The 23,094-nt window shown below is 41.2% G+C and carries 19 protein-coding genes and 5 pseudogenes; 5 read left to right on the top strand and 19 right to left on the bottom strand.

Annotated elements, in window-relative coordinates:
- Positions 1-22 precede the first annotated feature (22 nt).
- The 6 genes from FTT89_RS13235 to FTT89_RS13210 all read right to left on the bottom strand — a co-directional run bounded on the left by FTT89_RS13235 (position 23) and on the right by FTT89_RS13210 (position 9,245).
- Positions 23-1,393: a phosphomannomutase CpsG gene (locus FTT89_RS13235; RefSeq protein ID WP_180172875.1), complete on the bottom strand. Its 1,371-nt coding sequence runs from the start codon at positions 1,391-1,393 to the stop codon at positions 23-25.
- 88 nt (positions 1,394-1,481) lie between these two features.
- On the bottom strand, positions 1,482-3,080 hold the full coding sequence (locus FTT89_RS13230; protein WP_180172874.1) for a Tn7-like element transposition protein TnsE: 1,599 nt from the start codon (positions 3,078-3,080) through the stop codon (positions 1,482-1,484).
- Positions 3,077-4,582 carry a TnsD family Tn7-like transposition protein gene (locus tag FTT89_RS13225; protein ID WP_253167499.1) on the bottom strand — a complete coding sequence of 502 codons (1,506 nt, stop codon included), beginning with the start codon at positions 4,580-4,582 and terminating at the stop codon, positions 3,077-3,079. Before FTT89_RS13225 ends, FTT89_RS13230 begins: the two co-directional genes overlap by 4 nt.
- Before the next feature lie 73 nt (positions 4,583-4,655).
- Positions 4,656-6,338 (bottom strand): AAA family ATPase, encoded by a 1,683-nt coding sequence (locus FTT89_RS13220; protein ID WP_152342148.1) that lies wholly within the window; start codon positions 6,336-6,338, stop codon positions 4,656-4,658.
- Entirely contained in the window at positions 6,335-8,455 is a 2,121-nt protein-coding gene (locus tag FTT89_RS13215; protein ID WP_163146241.1) for a Mu transposase C-terminal domain-containing protein, read from the bottom strand. The genes FTT89_RS13220 and FTT89_RS13215 overlap by 4 nt, the downstream gene beginning before the upstream one ends.
- The gene (locus FTT89_RS13210; RefSeq protein WP_152342150.1) at positions 8,442-9,245 is read right to left on the bottom strand and encodes a TnsA endonuclease C-terminal domain-containing protein; all 804 of its coding nucleotides are present in this window, start codon (positions 9,243-9,245) and stop codon (positions 8,442-8,444) included. The genes FTT89_RS13215 and FTT89_RS13210 overlap by 14 nt, the downstream gene beginning before the upstream one ends.
- Positions 9,246-9,673: 428 nt before the next feature.
- Between FTT89_RS13210 and FTT89_RS13205 the strand changes: the two genes are divergently transcribed.
- Both FTT89_RS13205 and FTT89_RS13200 read left to right on the top strand, forming a co-directional pair.
- On the top strand, positions 9,674-9,940 hold the full coding sequence (locus FTT89_RS13205) for a DUF1778 domain-containing protein (RefSeq protein ID WP_039890759.1): 267 nt from the start codon (positions 9,674-9,676) through the stop codon (positions 9,938-9,940).
- Complete coding sequence (locus FTT89_RS13200; RefSeq protein ID WP_104426883.1) at positions 9,930-10,418, top strand: GNAT family N-acetyltransferase; 489 nt, start codon at positions 9,930-9,932, stop codon at positions 10,416-10,418. The genes FTT89_RS13205 and FTT89_RS13200 overlap by 11 nt, the downstream gene beginning before the upstream one ends.
- A 9-nt stretch (positions 10,419-10,427) precedes the next feature.
- Here FTT89_RS13200 and FTT89_RS13195 read toward each other — a convergent pair.
- Positions 10,428-10,586, bottom strand: a pseudogene (locus FTT89_RS13195) (IS481 family transposase); the annotation flags it as partial.
- 92 nt (positions 10,587-10,678) lie between these two features.
- Here FTT89_RS13195 and FTT89_RS13190 point away from each other — a divergent pair.
- Positions 10,679-10,759: pseudogene (locus tag FTT89_RS13190) on the top strand (helix-turn-helix domain-containing protein); the annotation flags it as partial.
- Here FTT89_RS13190 and FTT89_RS13185 read toward each other — a convergent pair.
- From FTT89_RS13185 to FTT89_RS13145, 9 genes and pseudogenes are all read right to left on the bottom strand, one after another.
- A pseudogene (locus FTT89_RS13185) lies at positions 10,747-11,356 on the bottom strand (DDE-type integrase/transposase/recombinase); the annotation flags it as partial. The pseudogenes FTT89_RS13190 and FTT89_RS13185 sit on opposite strands and share 13 nt — an antisense overlap.
- A 641-nt stretch (positions 11,357-11,997) precedes the next feature.
- Positions 11,998-13,836 (bottom strand): glutamine--fructose-6-phosphate transaminase (isomerizing), encoded by a 1,839-nt coding sequence (gene glmS / locus FTT89_RS13180; RefSeq protein WP_180006939.1) that lies wholly within the window; start codon positions 13,834-13,836, stop codon positions 11,998-12,000.
- A 12-nt stretch (positions 13,837-13,848) separates the two neighbouring features.
- Positions 13,849-15,213, bottom strand: coding sequence for a bifunctional UDP-N-acetylglucosamine diphosphorylase/glucosamine-1-phosphate N-acetyltransferase GlmU (gene glmU, locus FTT89_RS13175; RefSeq protein WP_180006940.1), 1,365 nt, complete (start codon positions 15,211-15,213; stop codon positions 13,849-13,851).
- A gap of 18 nt (positions 15,214-15,231) precedes the next feature.
- The gene (locus tag FTT89_RS13170) at positions 15,232-15,708 is read right to left on the bottom strand and encodes a phosphatidylglycerophosphatase A (protein ID WP_104472366.1); all 477 of its coding nucleotides are present in this window, start codon (positions 15,706-15,708) and stop codon (positions 15,232-15,234) included.
- A 22-nt stretch (positions 15,709-15,730) separates the two neighbouring features.
- Positions 15,731-16,648 carry a thiamine-phosphate kinase gene (gene thiL, locus FTT89_RS13165; protein WP_163143227.1) on the bottom strand — a complete coding sequence of 306 codons (918 nt, stop codon included), beginning with the start codon at positions 16,646-16,648 and terminating at the stop codon, positions 15,731-15,733.
- A gap of 16 nt (positions 16,649-16,664) precedes the next feature.
- On the bottom strand, positions 16,665-17,114 hold the full coding sequence (nusB, locus tag FTT89_RS13160) for a transcription antitermination factor NusB (protein WP_005181335.1): 450 nt from the start codon (positions 17,112-17,114) through the stop codon (positions 16,665-16,667).
- A gap of 4 nt (positions 17,115-17,118) precedes the next feature.
- Positions 17,119-17,589 (bottom strand): 6,7-dimethyl-8-ribityllumazine synthase, encoded by a 471-nt coding sequence (ribE, locus tag FTT89_RS13155; protein ID WP_005181338.1) that lies wholly within the window; start codon positions 17,587-17,589, stop codon positions 17,119-17,121.
- 19 nt (positions 17,590-17,608) lie between these two features.
- Positions 17,609-18,724, bottom strand: a complete 1,116-nt coding sequence (gene ribBA / locus FTT89_RS13150) for a bifunctional 3,4-dihydroxy-2-butanone-4-phosphate synthase/GTP cyclohydrolase II (RefSeq protein ID WP_016658863.1) — start codon at positions 18,722-18,724, stop codon at positions 17,609-17,611.
- Positions 18,725-19,389: 665 nt separating this feature from the next.
- A complete protein-coding gene (locus FTT89_RS13145) occupies positions 19,390-19,626 on the bottom strand; it encodes a VF530 family DNA-binding protein (RefSeq protein ID WP_002058193.1) in 237 nt (78 codons plus the stop codon).
- Positions 19,627-19,761: 135 nt separating this feature from the next.
- Between FTT89_RS13145 and FTT89_RS14590 the strand changes: the two are divergent.
- Positions 19,762-20,217: pseudogene (locus FTT89_RS14590) on the top strand (aconitase family protein); the annotation flags it as partial.
- Positions 20,218-20,221: 4 nt separating this feature from the next.
- Here the strand turns inward: FTT89_RS14590 and FTT89_RS14585 are convergent.
- From FTT89_RS14585 to FTT89_RS13130, 3 genes and pseudogenes are all read right to left on the bottom strand, one after another.
- Complete coding sequence (locus FTT89_RS14585) at positions 20,222-20,482, bottom strand: helix-turn-helix domain-containing protein (protein ID WP_004647603.1); 261 nt, start codon at positions 20,480-20,482, stop codon at positions 20,222-20,224.
- A 283-nt stretch (positions 20,483-20,765) separates the two neighbouring features.
- Complete coding sequence (locus tag FTT89_RS13135) at positions 20,766-21,134, bottom strand: MbcA/ParS/Xre antitoxin family protein (protein WP_005233302.1); 369 nt, start codon at positions 21,132-21,134, stop codon at positions 20,766-20,768.
- Positions 21,135-21,200: 66 nt separating this feature from the next.
- Positions 21,201-21,374: pseudogene (locus tag FTT89_RS13130) on the bottom strand (DDE-type integrase/transposase/recombinase); the annotation flags it as partial.
- A gap of 216 nt (positions 21,375-21,590) precedes the next feature.
- On the opposite strand from FTT89_RS13130, the gene FTT89_RS13125 reads away from it, so the two are divergent.
- Positions 21,591-22,820, top strand: a complete 1,230-nt coding sequence (locus FTT89_RS13125) for an acetamidase/formamidase family protein (protein WP_160241758.1) — start codon at positions 21,591-21,593, stop codon at positions 22,818-22,820.
- The last annotated feature ends 274 nt before the right edge of the window (positions 22,821-23,094 follow it).

The following is a 23,094-nucleotide window of genomic DNA, read 5'->3' as shown; positions in this document are numbered from 1 at the left end:
GCGTTGAGCTCCATTTTTTGTGTTAAGCCTGAATCAAGCGGGTCAATTCATCGACATAGTCTTGCATTGGTTTGGGTTGCTGGTCACGGCGGCTTTCAATATTCAAACGTAATAAAGGCTCGGTATTGGAGGCACGCACATTAAAACGCCAGGCGCCAAAATCCAGACTTACGCCATCGGTCTGATCAATGGCCGGGTTCTGATCGGCATAGTGCTCAAAGATCTTTTGAATGGTGGCTTGGGTATCCGCCACTTTAAAATTAATTTCACCTGAGCATGGGAACTTGGCAATCATCTCTTCAACCAGACTCGATAAAGATTGACCAGTTTCAGACAAGACTGAAATTGCCAATAACCATGGAATCATGCCGCTATCACAATAGGCAAAGTCACGGAAATAGTGGTGGGCACTCATCTCCCCGCCATAAACCGCATTGTGCTCACGCATCACATCTTTAATAAAGGCATGCCCAGATTTGGACTGAATTGCTTCACCCTGATACTGTTCCACCACATCAAAAGTGTTCCAGACTAGACGCGGATCATGCACAATTTTTTCACCGGACTGCTTCAGCAAGAAGGCTTGGGCTAGCAGCCCCACAATGTAATAGCCTTCAATAAATTGGCCTTTTTCATCAAACAGGAAGCAGCGGTCAAAGTCGCCATCCCAGGCAATACCCAGATCTGCGCCATGCGCCAGTACTGCCTCGCGGGTGCTATCGCGGTTTTCTACCAGAATCGGGTTCGGAATCCCATTCGGGAACGTACCATCGGCTTCATGGTGAATTTTGACAAACTCCACCGGAACATTCAGGGCCTTGAATTTATCTTCAATCGCATCAATCACATGACCAGCAGCACCATTGCCGGCATTCACCACCAGCTTCATTGGGCGAATCTTGGCTGGATCAATATAGGTCATCAGATGATCTACAAATTCCGGCAAAATATTGTAGGACTGTGTGGTTCCTTTAACTGCGACTTCGGTAAATGTACCGGCTTCGGCTAAAGCCTGAATTTCTTTTAAGCCAGTATCGGCACTGATTGGACGGGCATTTTCGCGTACCAGTTTCATGCCGTTATAGTCCATCGGGTTGTGACTGGCAGTGACTTCAATCCCACCCTGGACATCCAGATGGAAGGCGGCAAAATAGACTTCTTCGGTGCCGGTCATGCCCAGATCAAGCACATTGACGCCCGCATCATTCAGGCCTTTGATGGTGGCCTGTTTTAAATCTTCACTGCTGAGGCGGATGTCGCAGCCCACAACCACTGTTTTAGGTTGATAAATTTGTCCATAGGCACGGCCAATTTTATAAGCAATCTCTTCATTGAGTTCTGTACCAAGTTTGCCGCGGATATCATAGGCTTTAAAACAAGTAAGTTGTGTCATCTAAATTCTCGAAATAATTCCTGCGAAGTAAGGAAGGTATGATTATAGAAGGAAAGTAGTTCCTATATGCCAAGTTGCCATTTAACTTTTATATCAACTGTACCTTTACTATGATCCGTTGAGCCCAGTCAGCGTAATAATTTTCATCGTCTAGTTGTTTCTGTTTAGACGGATGATTAATCGTAGTAAAGGCAGTAATACCTCTTATCTCAGATAGAAACTTTTTAGGCCAACTGAGCGATTGAGAAAGTATAGAATTGTTTAATTTTTCCAAATCGGTCTCAATTAATAATTGTGTTCTTTCTTCATATCGGAGTAGTAATGTGGAGATGTTCTTTTTGCCATCAGAGGTATCAATTTCACATAGATAAAATTTTTCATGATTTTGTTTGTTTATAATTTTATAGACATAAAAATATCGTAGTTGCTTACCATTAGAAAACTTATGCCCTCTAAAAAGTTTATATTTTTTAAATGGAGAGTTCTTGATTTCTTTAACGTCATATCCTTTTTTTTCAATTTGGTCCAACACCTTAATCAAGTCTTTATGCGTGATTCGCTCTAGTTGAGTGTCTGATTCGTTTGTAAATCCAGGTATTGTGCCCTCGATATCTCCTTCTCCTCCTGCAAATCCTTCATCTTGATTTTTATTTTCATCCATTTTCTTTAGTATTTTCTTCCGTACTGTAGTTTTAGTAGGCGGCGTTTCTAAAGAAATTTTTAAGTCTTCTATTGTATAAATTTCTGCAGGTAGGTTTCTTAGCTTGATCAACCGCTGATCGATATCTGCATCAGCATTTTGATTCAATTTCTCTTTAGAGGAATTTGTTAGTTTTGGTTTATTTGAACTTTGAACTTGAGGATTTTTGACCTGTTGTATCATTTTTCTTGTAGTAAAATGAAATTGTACAGGTCTATCAATCCCAGTCTCCAAATTTTTGAAAGATGTGATGCGTTCAATTCTGTAAATACCAGTTTCTTTATCATAAATTCCATCTACTGTTAGATCAATATTTTTGATCTCAGGAGTATTCATATCGAAATTAAAATTTTTAGCATTGTTTTGATCAATAATTGTTTTTTGATAAATACTAAGGAAGGCTTTATTTAAATCAGGTTGTAAAAGAATTAAGGCCAATTTTTTCAAAAAATGAGGATCAGAGATATCTGCGCTCAGAATTTTTTTGTTTTGCGCAATAGTAATATGAATAGCTTTTTCATCATTCGTATCCACTAGAATATCTGTTGAATAGTTTTCCGCAAACAGTGCTGCACGTAAAAGATAAGGATGTGAAAAGAATAGATCCCGAGCAAGAATGAGTTTCGGTATTTGAATAATAAGATTTTTATTTAATACTTTTGAGTAGTAATCAAACTCAAAACAGATCCGGCCTTGATCTCTTTTTTTATGCTCATCCCCCAATAGAGTGATTGTTTTGAATGCTGTGAAATTTACACTTTCAAGTGTATGGAAAAATAATTCCTTTGGCTCAGAATCTGCAATTGGGGTGAGGTAATCATAAAGAATAATACTCTCAATTGGTAATTTAAGCTGAATAGAACGATTAATAGTTGGATTAAAAAAGTGAGTATTAATATCAAACCGAGTTTGACCACGTCGACTAATTTCTGTTGCAGTATAATAAATCAAATTCTTCGGTAACTCTTCGATTGGGCAATCGCTCATTGTTTTATTTCTCTCTCAATATTATTAAAAAATCTACGAGCTTCTGGCGTTAATCGCTCAGGACTTAATCCGGATAGTCGAAGAAAAACACTCGGTGGATAGAACTGATTGTCAGTGTGTTGACGAATAAATGTTCGTGTAAGACGGCGTATTTGATAACAATCTACAGATTCTGCGTAACGCTCTAGAAAGGCGGTGGTGAGTGGTAAAAACCTCCAGTTTTTTTCAATCATACTTACCGAGCCAAGTTGCTTAATAAAAAACTTTTTTGTCCATTGTGGAGAGTCGAGATCTTCTAATAATTGATCCCGGATTTTGATGAGTTGTTTAATCAATTGTTGATCTCGCTTTTTCCAATCGACACGTGGCTTGGGAATGGCTGAAGGTAATATCACAGCAGATTTATTTGTCAGTAATAGCCAGTTCTTATGATTACGATATAACCGAGCGTAAAGTGCAGGATCACATTGACGTGCCTGCTTAACAGAATTTTTCTGAATTAATTTTGTCCATTGTTTTTGATCTTTAGATAAGATCTTATCAACTTTATTATTAACCCATACAGGGGGAGCTTCGTGCTGCCGATCTAAGTTTGTTTTTTCTATTGATGCTAAGCTAACATATTGCTTATATGTTTCAATTGGTTTTTGCTCTGGAACCAGCGATTTTAATACAATGCAATGCTCAAGATAAGAAAATGCTTTACGATGTTTCCTGCACATATTTTTGAGCCAGCAGTTCTCAGAAAGAAGATCATCTAAATGATAGTATTTAAGAAAGCTTTCGCCCCAGTAATCTAAGACAAGGTGACGAATTTTTTCGTAGTTGATATTTTTTTGACCTGACAGTAAGCCTCTGTCTTTCAATAGATTGAAGTAGGCATTTGATAAAATCGAAACATCTTGTACTGCAATATGGCTAGATTGAATAAGTAGATCCTCGATTATTTTTGCTAACTCTAGATGACGCTTTAAGTCTTGTGAATTAATAAAAAGTTGTGAGGAGTCAATAAGGACATTTAAATGAGCATTATAAAATCTTCGGTCTAGCCCATTGCAAGGAACAGAGCTGACAAAAAGGGCAGATTCATGCTTTATACAATATTCATATCCTGTAATCTGCCAGCTACGTTTCCAATACACTTCACCATATTGTTCCATCTGTTCTTGCCAACAATGCGGACAGAACCGAAAAAAATTCACAGATTTGATTCGCGACGCATTTTTTCCCAACTTGGTATGTAATGATTGATACTGTTCACCCTGTAATACATGTACAGCATAACGCATCACTGTATCAGGTTGAAACGGTTGATAAATTGGCAATAAGGTGTGGTGGTTGATTAAATGGAGTGCATCATAGCAATCTGGTAGATAACTGGCCAATTTGTCTATGTAAGACGGTAAATCGTAAGTTGGCGTCAAATTTCTATTATTGAATAATTCTTCAGTAAGGTATTTGGGACTTAAAATTCCATTGTGAATAGCATAACGTGCAATCACACTGTAAATTAACTCATCTGGATATGGTATTGGAAAATTTGAAATCATAATACACTTACTCTCTATTTTTTGTTTAATGCAACACAGGAGAGGTGGGATCAAACAAATAGTGAGATGATTTTAATAGCTCATAAACATCTACTTCCTTTTCTTGTGCTTGACTGAAAAAATTCCGTAAGTCATTGGCTTCAGTGCTCTTCCATTCTTCTGCTTTCATGACTTTGCGTGATGTTCTTGGTTTTCTTACCGAAGTTGTGGTCTGAGGCTGGTCCAATTTATCTTTTGCTACAGAGCCGTCTAATACTTCCAGAATATGCTGGAGTAGTACCTGTAAGTTCTCGTTTGGATATTTTTTTAATGCAGAAGTGACATGCAGATCTATTGTAGCAGCGGGGTGACCTAAGGCCGTTAGCATACCTATAAGTGTGGAATAATGTGGTCCTAGATCTTTACGCTGTATTTCCGTTTTTAATGCAGCTTTTAAACGGTGTTGTTCAACATATTCCTCAATTTGAACTTGAGGGATAGTTAAGTCAGAATACCGTGCAATACGTGTGGGGTTGCCTGAGCGGAGTGCATCCAAAATATCGTGGACTGGCTGTAATTGTTCTTCGTAGACTTTTTTAAAAAGTTCAGATGTAATTTTTTCCAGACCAATGGTGATTGCATGAATCTGCACCAAGCAGAACAGTTTAACCACTAAATCTGGAATGCCCTGCGTATAATAATACCAAGTGTTTCTTAATTCATCGGTCAGTTCAGCTGGTTGTTGAACCCATTGATATTGCCACAGCTTGTTGGTGAAAGCATACCATTCAGAAATGATCATTTGATCAGGGGTGCTAGGATCGGGAGTGGGTGCTTCATTGCGCATAGGTTCCCAGATTAAAGAGCCTAATCCTGCACTGCGTCTAGCTGATCTTAAGTCTTCTTGCAGAATTTCATTGGCTTTGGGTGTCCCAATCATCACAATTGGAATGGATGCCACATTCACAAGGGTGACAAAGAAATTAAGAATGATTTCAGCCCCGCCAGATTTTTTTGTATTCAAATGCTGGATTTCATCAATGATTAAAAGTCCAATTGAATAATTATTTGCGATAATTTTCATCTGCTGCAGCATGGCATTCACATTTAAGCGACTTCTGGTGAAACGATGCTCGAAGTTTGTATCTCCTAATGCTAAATCTACTGCTCTAAAAAAGTTTGAGCATAAGTTTTTTAAAGAGCTGTCATGCGGACAATCAATTTTAAGGTAAACAATTTGTTTTAATCCCAGCTCTCTATGTTCAATCACTTGCGGGTAATAACGCAAAATTTTGTTCATTGTCGTTGTTTTACCGCTTCCCGAACATCCTATAATTGACATGCTAGTTGCAGTCGACTCTGGAGGTGCATAGCGGTAACAGCTTTCATTTGATGGTTCTAGTTGCTGAAAAGCAGCGTGTAAATGTCGATGTCTATCACCATTAGTGATGTTTCTACTCACATAACCTTGCCGAATCATAATAGAAATTTTTTGCTCAAGGGATAGATGTTTGGTCAGTGGTTGAAAAAAATCATGAGGCAATTGAGCAATCAGATGGATTCTTTCGGGTTGGGGCAAGAAACGCTGCTCTGGAATAAATTTCAGTTTCCCTCGTAGGTGTTTAATGACCGACTTAGTGTCAAGGATAGGCGGTAATTGAGTAATAAGAGGATTATCCCCATAGATGTCTTCTATCGATGTATTGAGCGCGAGTTCATTATTATTCATTCTTCATCGTCCTCTTCGAATAATTGTCTCATTAAATCTGGCTGACTGGTCAAATCCAGATTGCTATTTTGAGATGGGGGTGTTTGAGTATTATTTTGGTTGGGATGGATAGTTCGGATAGAATTAAAAGGCCTGTTTTGGAGGTGTTCTGCACGTTCCACTTGAATCGCTTCTTGTTTGTTCTGGCGGATATCTCTAGTACGTTGTGCTTTAGAAAGTTGATGCACTCCTGCTTGGGTCTGTCGACTTTGTGCAGTTTGGATGATTTTGTCAGTGAAATCCTGTAATTCAACGACAGCTACAGATTTCAGTTGTGAATGTTGTTTTTCAACAATTTTAATTGCCTTATAGATTTGTTCAGCTTCCCACCATGTTAAATGCTGATATTGACGTGAAGCATCACTTAAATGTGCTTCCCAGTATTCCAATTTATTTTCATTAAAGAAAACATATATAGTATTTACTGAATATGGGTCAAAACCAATCTGTAGTTTTTTGGGACGAGATTTTGCAGTGTTTCGAATAAACCAGCCCTGTTTATGCATTTCCACACATTGATAGACTAATCCTTTGACTTTAAGCCCGTGGTCACTTAATGAAGCATCCATCCTAGGTAGCAAGCCAACAGATAGTGATTTACTATCTACTTGTCTCAACATCCCAGTACGGTGCTGTAGACCCCACTGCCAGAGCTTAAGGGGGATAGAAGGTAGGTCAGTCGGCATATCGGCACTACGATCATATTTTGTCAAAATATCAAAATTATTGCGTAACAAGACGCAGCTTAATATGATTTTTCTGAACTCTTCCAGAGTTAGACAAGCTTCTAGTCGATAATCATGTCCGCCTTTCTTTTTTTCCTTGAATCCAGAAACAACACCAATATTCTCGTAGGATTTAAAGCGTGACTGAATGATTCCGAAAGCTCTCTCTACAATACCTTTGGCATCGCTTCGATAGGGTGGCGCATTTTCAATACGAACAGAAAAGTTTTTTTCAAGAAGTTCAATTTGATAACCAATGAGTTCACCGCGGTCTGCAAGTATGGCACCAGGTAAACCATAAATAGGCCAGTCTTCCGATTGTATTTGCAAGCCATAACTCTGACAGAATGTCACTTTATCTTGGACTGCAACGCTGAGGCATTGTATAGCTGTGTTAAATGAACTGTTTTCCATGCCGACATAAAGCCCAGCAATCATTCTGCTGAATACATCGATAACAATATATACGGTAGGTCGGCCAATAATCTGTGATGGATCTCGTGATGATACAAGGTAGATGTCAGCGACTGTTGAATCTATCTCATAACGTGCACCAGGACCATTTGCTTGCTTGGTCGCTGTTGAAGTCAGAGGTTTGTGATCTTTCAGGGTTTTCTGATTGGTTAGAACTCTCTTTGAATTTTTACCATTTCTATATTGTGTATTATAAAAATAATAGAATTGAGCGTATGTCGGAATATCTGCAGCTTGCACTTGAGGAAAGTGCTTAGAAAATAAATTTTTAAACCGAAGATAAGTGTCATTAATGGATTGTTTTTTGATAGGAACTAAATACCCTTCGATGGCTTTCTTAAAATATAATTCAACCTGTTCAGTGACATTTTTACCTTCATTTGATTCATAGATGCGTGGCCTGCCAATTTTTTTATCACCTATCGTTCTTTTTTGGCCTTTTCCACCTGAGTTTTCATAATCTGGTACCAAAGCATTTATAGTTTGACCACGCTGCCAGTAGCGTCTTAGTAGTCGTAGAATTTTATTAATTGATACCTCTTTTTCTAGATGTAGAGTTTTAATTTTTGCAGTCCTAATTTTTGCATTGATAAGCACGTGCTCATCATTAATTAGATCTTGAATAATGGAAAAGTTTTCATCTCTTTTTTTGAGTTGAATAGAATTTTTACTCAAGTTTAATCGTTTTAAGTATTCGTAAGGATCTTGTGCTGGTATCAGGCTTTGATCCTCTGAGAGGATTTTAAGCTCCTTGGACAAAATGAGTTCAGGGAAAGCATTTTTATTATCAATCGCAATCCATACCGTATACTGCGGTAAAAATTTGAGTATTCGGTATTGTGTTGAATTCAAGATGTAAACTGAATTAATTAGTTGCATGGACTGTATTCTCATCCTGGAGCAAATTACTTGCATGAATCTCAGAGAGTTTAAGCTCCAAGTACGAAATTTCTAGATTAAATTGAAGTATTCGCAGGGCAAATAATTTTCTAAACAATGCGAGCGTCGCTCCGATACCCATTTTTTGAGTTTGGTCAGAATGCTTACAAAATTGGATTAATGAGCTTTGAGGGTACTGGCTAATTTCTTCCATAAAATAAACTGCTAGATCAATCATGTGATTTGTTATTTCAAGGTCATTTTTTTCTACATACAACCATTTAATGTTCTCTAGTACCGTAGCAGGAATGTCTTTTTCAGTAATCAACTTGAACGGCGTATTGTGCTCTTCTTCCCAGTAACGACGTTTAATTTCTAATGACTCAATAACATGAGCTTTATTCAGATCCTTACTGTAAAGAGTATCAAGTGCTATGGAAAATTTACCAAAATCAACTAAAAAATCTGAAGATAGGGTAAACGGTATATAATCAACCGATACCTTTTTCATCCGATAACGAGAACATATAGAGTTAAGATCATAGATATCTAAAGGGTAATGTTCACGAATATCTGTAACGTTCTGATTCCAATCAAGTAGTAAAAAAGTGGATAGCTCTAGATCAGAAAATAAGTGATGAAGACGTTTACTGACACGGCCTTGTACTCTGTGAGAGCGACCAATTGAACTGAAGTTTTGAACAGTTTTACAAGGTTTATAATCGCGTCCATGGCCCTGGCCATACCCTTCTGTTACTAGTTCTTCATAGTTTTTTATAATTTTTGCCATACAGAAGACCTGTGGGTTTTGGTGGATAATTGATCATATCTGAAAGGGGGAGATTTTGTATTTGGCAAAAATATACAAACTTAAATATATTTATATACAAACAAAATTTTATAATTTTTATTTAATTATTTATTTAATTCATTAACTTAATAATTAATCTGGTATTTTAATACTCAATTGATGAGTTTAAAAAACGTTGATGATAGGCAAAAGTATTCAAATTACATCTTAGTAAACATCGTTGCATATTCTTATGTAAACCAACTGCATATTCAGACTCAAACCCGACCATTCATTCTGGTTCATAGTAAAATTCTTATTTTCTATTCCAAATATTTTAGAACAAAATATGTAAATTTGGATGTTAGAGTACTACCTTAATCTGCTATAATTTGTACATCATTATGATGTACAAATTGGTGGAAAATATGGCTAACTTAGCAACAGAACGAATCAATGTTCGTTCAACCGTAGATGCAAAGAATGTAATTGAGCAAGCTGCGAATTTATTGGGTCTTAGTGTGAGTTCCTTTATGATCCAATCCTCATTTGAACGAGCAAAAGAATTACTTAAATCTAATCACGAGTTAAAAGTAAATAATGCTGATCGTGATATGTTAATGAATTTGCTTGAAAATCCGCGCCCTGCAAATGATGAGATGAAAAATTTAATGAGTTTATTGGATGAAAATTGAGGTTTTACAAGCCCATCATCAGAAAAAATCATTTAATTGTGGGCAAGATGATTTAAATAAGTTCATAAAACAATATGCATCCCAACATCAGAAATCAGGAACAAGTAAAACCTATGTTGCTATTGATGATGATGCACAGGTGAGGGGGTTTTATTGTCTATCAAGTACCTCTATAGGATTTGATGGGGTTGATGCTGTTCTCACTAAACGATTACCTCGTTATCCCTTACCTTGTGTGGTTGTGGGGCGCTTTGCCGTTGATCAAGCAGCACAGGGGCAAGGAGTTGGAAAAGTACTTTTAGCACATGCTCTTAAACAAGTTTCAAAAGTTGCTCAAATTATTGGCGTAAATTTTGTTGTAATACATGCTAAGGATCAAAAAGCTATGGAGTTTTATCAGCGGTTTGGCTTTATCTCATTAACATCAAATCCATTAACATTAATATATCCAGTGAATGAAATACCTCATTTTAAATAAGGTGGGCTGCTAGGTGTCTAGTCCCGGCATTTGATGGATCGGATCAATCTTAAAAAATTCAGGTTCATCTGTCCACTGTTTGCAGATGAACTCGTAGGGAGTCAGGCCCCTGAATGTTTTGAGTCTGCGGCCGAAGTTGTATGCAGCAATAAAATCAGCAAGGTGAATACATTGTTAGCGGCAGTGTAAAAATGACCCCCTAACAGCATTTAAAAACTGACCCCCTTGGTTAATATAGCGGTCATTTTGGACTGCTCAACATGTTAACTTTGGAGCAAGCAGTGACAATCCAAATTCTTCATCAACAGGGTAAATCTATTAAAGCCATTAGTCGTGAACTGGATGCCATTATCTGTTAGCACTGTATGGATTCTATAGGGCACAGCCTTAACCAAATTGCGCAGGAACTCCGCGGCTGCCATCTTACTGGCTTTAGTATGCAATTCAGTGAACGCTAACTTGGAAGTTCGATCAATGGCAACGAAGAGATAAAGCTTACCCTGTGCTGTTTGCATCTCAGCGATGTCGATATGAAAGTAACCAATGGGGTAGCTCTTGAAGCGCTTCCTGACAGGGCGATCACCTTGTACCTCAGGCAGTCGTGAAATACCATGCCGCTGCAAGCAGCGGTGTAACGACGAGCGTGTCAGATAAGGAATACTCGGCTGCAGTGCATAAAGGCAATCGTCTAGTGGTAATAAAGTGCGTTTTCGAAAAGCAACAATTGCCGCCTCATCTTCAGGCGATAACACGCTTGAGCGAGGATTCTTTGGCCCGGTTGTAAGATCATCTACTGAAGTACGTTTCTTCCATTTTGCGACGGTCTTTTGATTGATGCCGTAACGCTTGGCTAGCGTTCTTAAGCTCTCTTGACTATTTTGTATTGCTCGACGCACTGTCTGTGTCGTTGTGGCGCTGCTGTGTAGAACTTGTCCCATAGTGCTTCCTTCCATTTATCTGAGAATATTGCACCATTAAAATCTGGGACTAAACACCTAGTAACAGGAATAGCTAATAGGCTTATTCAGAGTTTGCACATAGTTCCTTATCCCTTATTTTGCTTTATGACCAAATACTGCGTCTAATTATGGTAATTTAATTAAGTTTGTTTTATTTTTTATCATAAATTGTTGATATGTATTACTAATGGTTTTTAAATTTTAAAATTAAGTTTGTATTGAAATTTAGTATCTTTAATTTTAGATGAAATTAAGTTTGTATAAGATTCTCCCGCTTTAAAATGCGAATTCTTGCGCAGAAAGGCGAAGCATACTTTAAATAAAAATGAAATGTTTTCAAGGTGAGGTCAAAAAGGGATGCTTTTTGAATCTAGGCTGAGATTTTTATATATCTATATAATTGAATACATTAGTAATAATTTTATATTTCTAGTCTGATTCTAATTTGAATTTAATTATATTAAAAACCCTGTAGACTTGGTGAAGAATCACTGGGTCTACAGGGTAGGGTTTTGTTCGTTTACTTCATTAATATCCAAACTTAAATAATTAAATCTAAACTTAATTATTTGGTACAAACTTAATTATACGAACACAGAACCAGCCTTTTTCTGTTGTGCTTATTCTACCGTCACCGATTTGGCCAAGTTACGTGGCTGATCCACATCGGTACCGCGCAGTACCGCGACATGATAGGACAGCAGCTGGACCGGAATACTGTAGACAATTGGTGCCAGCACCGCACTGATTGAGGGAATATGTACCACATGCTGACGCTCTTTGGTTTTAATGCCGCTGTGCTCATCAGCAAATACAAACAGCTCGCCACCACGGGCCTGTACTTCTTCCATATTGGATTTCAGTTTATCCAGCATGTCATCTTTTGGTGCCAGAATCACCACCGGCATTTCATTGTCGACCAGAGCCAAAGGACCATGTTTCAGTTCACCTGCGGCATAACCTTCGGCATGAATATAGGAAATTTCCTTCAGCTTCAGGGCACCTTCAAGCGCAATCGGGAACTGGGTGCCACGGCCGAGGAACAGGCAGTGGTTCTTTTCCACAAACAGCTCGGATAAGTGCAGAATCGCCGGGTTATGTTGCAGGGTATCCAGAATCACTTTTGGCGTATGCCACAATTCCGCGATAATCTCGGTAACGGTCTTGTCTGCAATGCTCTGTTTGACCTGACCAATTTTCAGAATCAGCAGCATCAGCGCAGCCAGCTGTGTAGTAAAAGCTTTGGTTGATGCCACGCCAATTTCCGGTCCCGCCAAAGTTAACAGGCTGTGATGGGTTTCGCGCACCATTGATGAAGTGGCTACGTTACAAATTGCCATGGTGCAAATGTTTAGCGCTTTGGCTGCAGCACGTTTTTGGGTATCGCGCAGTGCAGCCAAGGTATCGGCGGTTTCACCTGACTGGGAAATACAGATGTACAGGGTGTTGTTGACAATTACCGGTGCGCGATAGCGGTACTCGCTGGCAATTTCGACCTGACACGGTACATCAATCAGCTGTTCAAACCAGTACTTGGCAATCATGCCGGCATGGTAACTGGTACCGCAGGCAATAATCTGCACTTGCTGGATGCTGGCGAAGTCCTGCTCGGCCTGGGCCAGAAAGTCTTCACGCAGCGCATTGCCATTTAAGGCCTGAGAAATGGTTTGCTGAATCGCTTCTGGCTGCTCATAAATCTCTTTGAGCATATAGTGCTTGTATTCACCTTTAGAGGCATTGCTGACCGTCGCATCCAGCTCTTTCACCGGACGGTTCACCAGCTGACCATCAACAAAAACTTCGATGGTTTCACGGGTTAAACGGGCAATATCACCTTCTTCCAGATAAATAAAGCGATTGGTGATTGGCAACAAGGCCAGCTGATCCGAGCTGATAAAGTTCTCGCCAATCCCGACACCAATCACCAGTGGTGAACCTTCACGAACCGTGATCAGTTCATCCGGATGATCGGTATGGATAATACCGAGTGCATAGGCACCTTTGAGCTGTGGCACTACCTGTTTCACCGCTTCCAGTAAACTTGGGGTGGATTTCAGGGCATCATTGACCAGATGCGCAACCACTTCGGTATCGGTTTGCGAGGTAAATACATAACCAAGCGCTTCCAGATCATCTTTGAGTTCCTGGAAGTTTTCAATAATTCCGTTATGCACCACCGCCACATTGCCTGAAATATGCGGATGGGCATTATTTTCAGTTGGCTTGCCATGGGTCGCCCAGCGTGTATGTGCGATCCCCAATGAACCGGTTAATTCGGCTTCAATAACCGCCTGTTCCAGATTGGCCACTTTCCCGACACGACGTTCACGTAATACATGACCGCCATTGATTAGCGCCAGACCGGCAGAATCATAGCCACGGTATTCCAGACGCTTTAAGCCTTCAATCAGGATATTGCTAATATTACGTTCTGCAACGCCACCGACGATACCACACATAATCTTTTCCTCTTATTTTTTCAGTTTTTGGGGACGTTGATAATTATCTTTACTCAACTGTTTTGAGCGTTCAAAGGCCAGGCTATGGTCAGCCACATCACGGGTAATTACCGAGCCGGCACCCACCGTTGCGCCGTTGCCAATGGTTACTGGTGCCACCAGCGAGCTGTTTGAGCCAATGAAAGCCGCATCGCCAATGATGGTTTTGAATTTATTGGCGCCGTCATAGTTACAGGTAATGGTGCCTGCGCCAATATTGGAACCGGCGCCGACTTCTGCATCGCCTAAATAGGTAAAGTGATTGGCTTTGGAGCCGACACCAATTTGGGTGTTTTTGACTTCAACAAAGTTGCCAATATGCACCTCATTGGCCAGCACTGCACCCGGACGCAAGCGGGCAAATGGACCAATCTGTACATCTTCACCGACAATAGCATTTTCAAAGACGCTATACGGCTGGACTTTGGTGCCGGCCGCAATTTTGCTGTTTTTAATCACACAGCCTGCGCCAATTTCAACCCGATCACCGAGTTCGACTTCACCTTCAATAATCACATTGATGTCGATACGGACGTCTTTGCCCACGGTTAGGTTGCCACGCAGGTCAAAACGACTTGGATCAATCAGATGCACGCCTTGCTGCATTAACTGTTTGGCCTGGAAGCTTTGAAATTCACGTTCTAATGCGGCCAGTTGCACCCGGTCATTAACGCCTTCGACTTCAAAGGCACGTTCAGGCTGCACTGAAGCCACCTGCATGCCATCGGCAATGGCCATGGCCACAATATCGGTCAGGTAGTATTCGCCCTGTGCGTTGTCATTGGACAGTTTTGGTAACCATTGATGCAGTTTGGCATTGCTAACGCAGTAAATGCCGGTATTGATTTCCTGAATCTGGCGCTGTGTCTCAGAAGCATCTTTGTGTTCAACAATGGCCTGAATCTGGCCATTGTCACGTACAATACGGCCGTAACCGGTCGCATCTGGCAGGGTCAGCGTCACCAGACCAATACCGGTAGCCTGACTGGCCTCGACCAGTTGCTGTAAGGTGGCCTGGCTAATGCACGGCACATCACCGGATAAAATAATTGAAACACCATCCTGACCCAGTACCGGCAGCGCCATTTGGACCGCATGTCCGGTCCCGAGCTGCTCGGCCTGTTCCACCCATTGAACCGTTTCATGGGCAAAGGCCTGTTGTACCTGTTCGCCGCCATGGCCATAAATGGTAATAATATTATCTGCTTGTAATTGTTGTGCCGTTTCAATCACGTGACCCAGAAGCGGGCGTCCTGCAAGGGGTTGAAGCACTTTCGGAAGGCTGGAGCGCATACGCGTTCCTTTCCCTGCGGCAAGAATAATCACGGTGGTAGACATGTATAATCCTAGTTATTGCTAAACCAAAATAAAATAAAGATAAATTAAAATACAGATTGCTGCCCAGAGTCCGGCAATCAGATCATCCAGCATAATGCCAAAGCCGCCATCGACCTGACGGTCAATCACCCGGATGGGCCAGGGTTTCCAGACATCAAACAGCCGGAACAGGGCAAAGCCTGCAATGACCCACATCGTATTCATCTGGCCAAAATAGATCAGCGGTAAAAAGGTAATCGACTGTCCGGCAAATTCATCCCAGACAATACGGCCATCATCATGGACGCCCATCACCCGTGCGGTTTGCCCGCAGATATAAATCCCGACCAGTGACATCAGCAGAATCGCCACAACCGAATAGGCAAAACCAAGCCACAGCCACAGCGGAATAAATAGCAGCGCAAAAGCCGAGCCGAAGGTGCCGGGAGCTTTGGGTAACAGGCCTGATCCAAACCCGACCCCACAGAAGACAACCAGGCGGTCGGGCCAGCTCATCGCTTTAAAATGAATGGCAGGTTTAGGCAAAGTGTTGGTATCCCTGGAATTGGAGCGAATGATCTACGCCATTCTGCACAAAATGAAGTTCGGGTGCTGCATGAATTTGTCCAATCTTGGTAACGCGGACATTCAGCGGTTGTTGTAAAAGTTGTTCAAAATGCTGCGGGCTGATGCTAAAGCACAGTTCATAGTCATCGCCGCCAGCCAGCGCATATTGCCAGCGCTGTGTGTCAGGTAAATGACGCAAAGTGTCGCTAAGCGGTAACAGATCCAGATCCAGCGTGGCGCCAACCTTTGAGGCTTTAAGAATATGCCCCAAGTCTTGGGCCAAGCCATCCGAAACATCAATCATGCTCGAGGCCAGACCTTTCAGTTGCTGGCCCAGTTCGCAGCGCGGGGTTGGATAATCCAGACGCTGCTGCAGCGCATGTCCCGGATGCTTCAGGCCAAAGGCGGCATCACCGACGGTGCCGCTGACACAGATATAATCGCCCGGCTGGGCACCTGCTCGGGTAATCGCCTGACCGGTATCCATCCAGCCTAAGGCGGTCACGGATAAGGTTAAATGTGGACTTTGGGTGGTATCTCCACCAATTAAGCGCACCCCAAATTGATCGCAGCAATCATACAGACCTTGGCTAAAGGCTTTCAGCCAGTCGTGATCAATTTGGGGTAGGCTCAAGGCCAGTAGAATACTGTGCGGCGTGGCACCCATGGCAGCAATATCGGAGAGATTGACTGCAACAGATTTCCAGCCAATGGCATGTGGATCAGTCTCTAGTGGGAAGTGTCGTCCAGCAACCAGCGTGTCGGCGCAAATCACCAGCTGTTGCTGTGGGGGAGGAGTCAGCACGGCTGAGTCATCACCAACACCTAAGTCGACAGAACTGACGTGCTGCCGATTGAAATAGGTGTCAATAATGGAAAACTCAGCCATCGCATCAATCTGTCAATTATTTAGATTGCTGTTTTTCTGCTGCACGTAATGAGCTGGCCAAACGGTCAAGAACACCGTTAATGTATTTATGGCTGTCTGCACCGCCAAAATGTTTTGCCAGCTCAATGGCTTCATCTAAAACCACGCGGTATGGAATTTCCAGATGTTCTTTCAATTCATAGGCGCCCAGACGAAGGGTTGCGAGTTCAACGCCGTCAAGGGCATCAATTTCGCGGTCAAGCACAGGGATTAAGAGCGCATCCAATGCTTCATGATTGGCAACCACTTGAGTCAACAATTCATGATAATAGCCGAGATCCACTTTGTGCATGGCATTTTCGACACGCGTGCGTGCTTCAATCTCGTGCACCGGATTGTGGCTCATCTGCCATTCATAAATTCCTTGTACAGCAAAACGACGTGCTTTACGTTTTGCTGCATAAGTTGCTTGAAGTGTTTGCGACATAGCGTTAAATAGCCTTTAACAAGTTAACCATTTCAATTGCAGTTAAAGCAGCTTCGCTACCTTTATTACCTGCTTTTGTACCCGAGCGTTCAATCGCTTGTTCGATACTATCCGTAGTCAATACACCGTTAATGACCGGTAAGCCAGTGTCCAGGCCAACCACGCCTAAACCTTTGGCACATTCGCCTGCAACAAAGTCGAAGTGAGGCGTACTGCCACGAATCACCGCGCCCAGTGCAATAATGGCATCGAAACGATCAGATGCTGCCAGTTTTTTCGCAACAACCGGAAGTTCCCACGCCCCTGGTGCATGAACAACAGTGATATTATCCTCTGATACACCATGACGTTTCAATGTGTCGATGGCACCTTCCAGCAAATGTTCCACCACAAAGCTATTAAAACGACCAACTAAAATCGCGTAACGGCCTTCGCTCGCGAGATGTAACATACCTTCAATACGGCGAACTGCCATAGCAAACCTCGATGATTTCTTAAGTTGTTTGTTGTGCGGTGACGTATTCCACCACTTCCAAGTTAAAGCCGGACAAGGCATTGAAACGTAATGGCGAGCTGAGCAGCTTCATTTTTTCAACACCTAAATCACGTAAAATCTGTGCACCTACCCCAATGGTCTGATACTGCTGAGACAGCGCCGCATTGGATTTACTTTTCTTCGGTGCATTTAAGCTGTCCAGTGCCGGACCTAAATCCTGCAGATGACGCTGGCCAATCCAGACCAATACGCCACGATCACTATTGGCAATTTCTTTTAAGGCACGGTCCAGATTCCAGGCCGGTTCACCATCCTGCTTGTTCAGTTTTAGCAGGTCACGGGTTGGGTTAAAACCATGCACGCGAACGGTGGTCACGCCATCTTTTGGCTCACCTTTGACCAGCGCCAGATGAATATCCGGGTTACCCAGTTCACGGTAACGATACAGGTCAAAGCTGCCATATTCGGTATCAATGCTTTGCTGATCTAGACGCTCAACGGTTTGTTCATTGGTCATGCGGTAATGGATCAGGTCGGCGATGGTGCCCATTTTCAGACCGTGTTTTTCTGCAAACACTTCCAGATCGGCACGGCGCGCCATGGTGCCATCTTCTTTAATAATTTCACAAATCACTGATGCTGGCTCTAGACCGGCCAAACGGGACAGGTCACAGCCGGCTTCAGTATGACCGGCGCGGTGCAGCACACCACCTGGTTGTGCCATCAGCGGGAAAATATGACCCGGCTGGACAATATCGGCCGGTTTGGCATGAGCAGCAACCGCAGTACGAATAGTATGCGCACGTTCAGCCGCGGAAATTCCGGTGGTGATGCCTTCTGCGGCTTCAATCGACAGGGTAAAGTTGGTGCCATGCTGGGCGCCGTTGGCATCGACCATGAGTGGCAGGTTTAACTGCTGGCAACGCTCACGGCTTAGGGTCAGGCAGACCAGACCGCGGGCATGGGTGATCATAAAGTTGATGTCTTCCGGGCGAACATGCGTGGCAGCCATGACTAAATCGCCTTCATTTTCACGATCTTCATCATCCATCAGGATAACCATTTTTCCTGCACGGATATCTGCTACGAGCTCTTCAACTGTATTGAGCGGCATCAACCTTCACCTTCTTTTTGTCTCAACGGACATTTTCATGACATTAATTGTGGCATAGTCTAACGCTTTTTCGTAGGTTTTGCCTATGCTTATCCGTTTCCCGGTCTGCTTCATTGTTATACACAGTGGCTGCTAGCTTGAAAAGGGCCGGTGTCTGGAAAAAGCTTGAATTGTGCAGAATATTTAAGCAATTGATCTGTATAAAAATATAAACAGCAGCCCGTAAAAACTGGGAGTTTTTTAAAAACGCTTTTATACATTTACACTACGATTTAAATCAGCCAGATAAAACAGGAATGGCGAACAGGCTTGGGGTGAGGTTCAAAAATTTTAGAATGGGCAATAAAAAAAGCCCCAATCTTTCGATCAGGGCTTTTTGAATTTGGAGCGGGAAACGAGACTCGAACTCGCGACCCCAACCTTGGCAAGAGTTACCGACATAAAATACACTAAATAACATAATTAGTATTTTAATAAACTCTATATATAACAGTTATATAGAGTTTTTATTTTGTGTGGTGTAATTTAAGGTAGGGTGGGGTACTTTGATTTTTGGTCACTAATTTATTGTGATAGTCAACAATAATAACCAACATACACATGCTTAATCTAAAGGTGTTTTACTGACTGGTATAATTTTATAATGAGAGGGGTGTTGCCTGGGGCTACGGTTTCTGTTTTGCCTTTTGGCGTAAGACGTACAAATATAAGCTTTCTACTTTTTCACGTGCCCATGGTGTGGTACGCAAGAATCGCAATGATGATTTAACACTTGGGTCTATGCAAAAACATCTAATTTCAATTTTACGACTTAAACCTTCAAAGCCACCGTAGTAATCCAATAATTCATCCAAAATGTCAGCAAGTTTTTTGCCGTGTAAAGGGTCATTGGAGGTGTTCATAATAGATCAATCGTATTTTGGGTGGCCATTATTATAACCTGGGCTAGTTGGAAAACTAGAGAGTTGGAATGTAAGTAATGATGGACTGAATAGCCACCAAAATTCTGGAGCACACCCAGCCATCGGGTGATGCATCATATTCATGCCTTGGCAGGGTGGCTTAACGGTCGAACTTCAGAACAGGAAATCCAGTATCATCCGGCACGGATCCTGATGCAGAATTTTACCGGTGTTCCTGCAGTGGTTGATCTTGCTGCAATGCGTGCAGCAATGGCCAAAGCCGGTGGTGATCCGGAAAAAATTAATCCGTTGTCACCAGTGGATTTAGTCATCGATCACTCGGTGATGGTCGATTACTTTGCTAGCTCGCAAGCTTTTGAGTAGAATGTCGCCATTGAGATGCAACGCAATGGCGAGCGCTACCAGCTTCTACGTTGGAGGCAGGCGGCGCTCAATCAGTTTCGCGTGGTGCCGCCAAGAACCGGAATTTGCCATCAGGTCAATCTGGAATATCTGGCACAAGTGGTCTGGAGCAATGAGGTCGATGGGCAGGGCTTTGCCTTTTCTGATACCTTATTCGGTACCGATTCACAATTTATTCATCATATTCTGAAAATATTTCTTCAATTTCATCCCACTGCGGCAATTTATGCTTTTTTTTATTCACTTCGAATTGTAAACCAACACCATCAAGCACACGTTCAAATATATCAAATGAACCTGTAAAATGGCCATTTTCCATCTCTGAAATTGTTGTTTTATTGACTTGAGTTTTTTCTGCAAGGCTTTTCTGTGTATAGCCTAACCCTTTTCTTGCCAAACGTATTTCTTTACCTATTTCACCTCGTGTAGCCATTTTTTCTCCCGAAATTTGTTAGCCATATAGCAAACTTTTAACTAATTATGGTTAATATTCGCTATATAGCAAACTTTTATAATGATTCTTGAATAGCTAAATTGAACTTATAAGATTCAATTTAGCCTCAAATTAGGTTAATAGAATCCATATATGTATGGTAGTTCTCAATAATGAGGCAGTTGTATACCTCTTGAGAAGAGAAACTTCTTATACCTTGAATTTGAATTATTAGACAAAATTATGACTTTTAATTTTCTGTGTAATGAAGCTTTATATATTCTTAATATTTACCCTGAAGCCGAAGTCCTTCGACTACGTTTAATACAGTAGCTAATCCCTGAGTAGTCTGAATCTGTTTTATCGGAATGCCTTTGGTTAGCTTATTTGGTGACTTCATAAAATGCTGCATCCATTTAGCCTCTCCACCTGTTAGAGCATCTAGTGATATCGCAATACGAATTAAAATAATTGCGAGTTCTCCTTGACTTGAATCGGGATCTAACTGAAGCGAATTTAAAGTTTCCACTGAATCTAAATTGATAACGATAGCAAGCTGGTCCAGTGTTAAACCAAGTTGTTTTGCAGATGATAAAACAGCTTTAGTTAATACCTTTTTTTGTTTTGCAATTTTTTCTGACGTTTTATGCATGACTGATCTCAGTTTCAGACGTTGCTGATACCTAGAGTTTATACTATTTGATTATCGTTTCTCAGACGTATTCATCCGTGTAGATACTTTCCATCCAACAATTGCTCGTGAGAACACATCAATAATAAAGGCGGTATAGACCCAGCCTGAATGAGTTTGAATATACGTAAAGTCACTCACCCACAGTTGGTCAGGATGATCAGCATTAAAATTACGTTTCACTAAATCATGGCTTTGTTGCATAAATATGTAAGCATCTGATTTACATAAATTTAATTTTGGATCAAAAAAATCAAAATTTTTAAAATCATATAGTTATGAAATCTTTGTGCAACAAAGCCAAGTGGAGATCGATCAAATGATTAAATTTTGAATATTTATGGTGGGGTATGTACTAGATTGGCATTGGGATTGCATGAAGTTAGCTTGCATTAATTTTTCATGGAATTTGAACATATGTTAAAACCTTTAGCTTTGTCTCTTGTTGTTGCATCAAGCTTTTCTTTTATTTCTGCACATGCGGCAACTGAAGATTTTAAAATTTTAAAACAGCTTGAAAGTCAACCAACCTTACTCAAAAGTGGGGAATATAAAGGGAATTATTATGTTCCAAGCACCTTGAATACAATCACTTGGGGCTATTTACCTAACAAAGATGCCAAACCTGTGTTGACCATTCCATCAGGCAGCACTATTACCTTTGATACAGTTTCGCATGAAGGCTTGCTTGAAGACCAAGGGCGTGATGCTGAAAAGTATTTCACTTCTAAAGGTGTGAAACCTCAGCATATTTTGCCTGAAGCGAAACTGATTACAGGTTCTAAGTTAGAGCACGATTTCCATAAAGATGGTCCACATATTATTACCGGACCTGTCTATGTCAAAGATGCAATGCCAGGTGATATTTTAAAAGTCGAGATTTTAAAAGTTGAGCCACGTGTGCCCTATGGTGTGATTTCAAACCGTCATGGTAAAGGCACATTGCCTGAGTTTCCTAAGCGTCAAAAGCATGATCATGCATCGCCTGCAAACCCAGAAGCCTATGGCAATGTTTCCATCTTTACTCCAATTGAAAAGAATAAAGAGGGTATTTGGGAAGGCGTTTTAAAAACCGAGTCAGGCAAAGCAATTCGTTTCCCATTGAATCCATTTATGGGCACGATGGGCGTTGCACCAAATACGAGCGCCCCTGTGCATTCTGTGCCACCATCGTTCTATGGCGGTAACATTGATATTAATGATTTAACCGCAGGTGCAACGGCTTACTATCCAGTTCAAGTACCGGGTGCGTTGTTCTATACGGGTGATAGTCATTTTGTTCAAGGTGATGGTGAGGTTGCATTGACCGCACTTGAAGGTTCTGCACGTGCGACCTTTAAAATTACGGTATTAAAAGCGGGGAGTGACAAAATACCAGGTAAGTCATTAAAGCAGCCTTTGGGTGAAAATGATGAATTTTGGATTACGCCGGGTTTAGATGAAGACCTTGATGAAGCGATGCGTAAGTCGACTCGTGAAGCAGTACGTTTTCTTGTAGATGAATACGGGATTTCAGAAGAAATTGCGTATGCGTACTTAAGTGCTGCAACGGATTTTGAGGTGTCTCAAGTGGTCGATAAAACCAAAGGAATTCACGCGATGATTCGTAAAGCAGATTTTAAGGAGTTTAAGAAAGAAGAAAAATAAATAAAACTTAGAAAAAAAATAGGTTTGTGCTTTTGCCAACTAATTTAGACATTGTTAGTTGGCTTTTTCTTTTGTAATGCTTTGAAAGGGCTTTGTTGCACGAAGATTTCATAACTATATGATTTTAAAAGTTTTGATTATTTTTTAATCCAAAATTAAATTTATTTAAATCAGTTGCTTACATATTTATGAAACAAAGCCTTGCTGAAGTAAAGACTTATTCATTGTAGATAAATTTATTGCTTTTAGGTCCTGTAAGAAACATATTAGTTTC

This window comes from Acinetobacter sp. YH01025 (genome assembly GCF_013420185.1).
GTDB classification, from domain to species: domain Bacteria; phylum Pseudomonadota; class Gammaproteobacteria; order Pseudomonadales; family Moraxellaceae; genus Acinetobacter; species Acinetobacter indicus.
The sequence above is the reverse complement of the archived record's forward strand: the minus strand, read 5'-3'. Positions and strand labels throughout refer to the sequence as shown.

Coding starts and splice junctions, on each gene's coding strand:
- FTT89_RS13235 (WP_180172875.1), bottom strand. CDS start 1,393: ATGACACAACTTACTTGTTTTAAAGCCTATGATATCCGCGGCAAACTT.
- FTT89_RS13230 (WP_180172874.1), bottom strand. CDS start 3,080: ATGAGCGATTGCCCAATCGAAGAGTTACCGAAGAATTTGATTTATTAT.
- FTT89_RS13220 (WP_152342148.1), bottom strand. CDS start 6,338: ATGAATAATAATGAACTCGCGCTCAATACATCGATAGAAGACATCTAT.
- FTT89_RS13215 (WP_163146241.1), bottom strand. CDS start 8,455: ATGCAACTAATTAATTCAGTTTACATCTTGAATTCAACACAATACCGA.
- FTT89_RS13210 (WP_152342150.1), bottom strand. CDS start 9,245: ATGGCAAAAATTATAAAAAACTATGAAGAACTAGTAACAGAAGGGTAT.
- FTT89_RS13205 (WP_039890759.1), top strand. CDS start 9,674: ATGGCTAACTTAGCAACAGAACGAATCAATGTTCGTTCAACCGTAGAT.
- FTT89_RS13200 (WP_104426883.1), top strand. CDS start 9,930: ATGAAAATTGAGGTTTTACAAGCCCATCATCAGAAAAAATCATTTAAT.
- glmS (WP_180006939.1), bottom strand. CDS start 13,836: ATGTGTGGTATCGTCGGTGGCGTTGCAGAACGTAATATTAGCAATATC.
- glmU (WP_180006940.1), bottom strand. CDS start 15,213: ATGTCTACCACCGTGATTATTCTTGCCGCAGGGAAAGGAACGCGTATG.
- FTT89_RS13170 (WP_104472366.1), bottom strand. CDS start 15,708: ATGAGCTGGCCCGACCGCCTGGTTGTCTTCTGTGGGGTCGGGTTTGGA.
- thiL (WP_163143227.1), bottom strand. CDS start 16,648: ATGGCTGAGTTTTCCATTATTGACACCTATTTCAATCGGCAGCACGTC.
- nusB (WP_005181335.1), bottom strand. CDS start 17,114: ATGTCGCAAACACTTCAAGCAACTTATGCAGCAAAACGTAAAGCACGT.
- ribE (WP_005181338.1), bottom strand. CDS start 17,589: ATGGCAGTTCGCCGTATTGAAGGTATGTTACATCTCGCGAGCGAAGGC.
- ribBA (WP_016658863.1), bottom strand. CDS start 18,724: ATGCCGCTCAATACAGTTGAAGAGCTCGTAGCAGATATCCGTGCAGGA.
- FTT89_RS13145 (WP_002058193.1), bottom strand. CDS start 19,626: ATGAACACCTCCAATGACCCTTTACACGGCAAAAAACTTGCTGACATT.
- FTT89_RS14585 (WP_004647603.1), bottom strand. CDS start 20,482: ATGGCTACACGAGGTGAAATAGGTAAAGAAATACGTTTGGCAAGAAAA.
- FTT89_RS13135 (WP_005233302.1), bottom strand. CDS start 21,134: ATGCATAAAACGTCAGAAAAAATTGCAAAACAAAAAAAGGTATTAACT.
- FTT89_RS13125 (WP_160241758.1), top strand. CDS start 21,591: ATGTTAAAACCTTTAGCTTTGTCTCTTGTTGTTGCATCAAGCTTTTCT.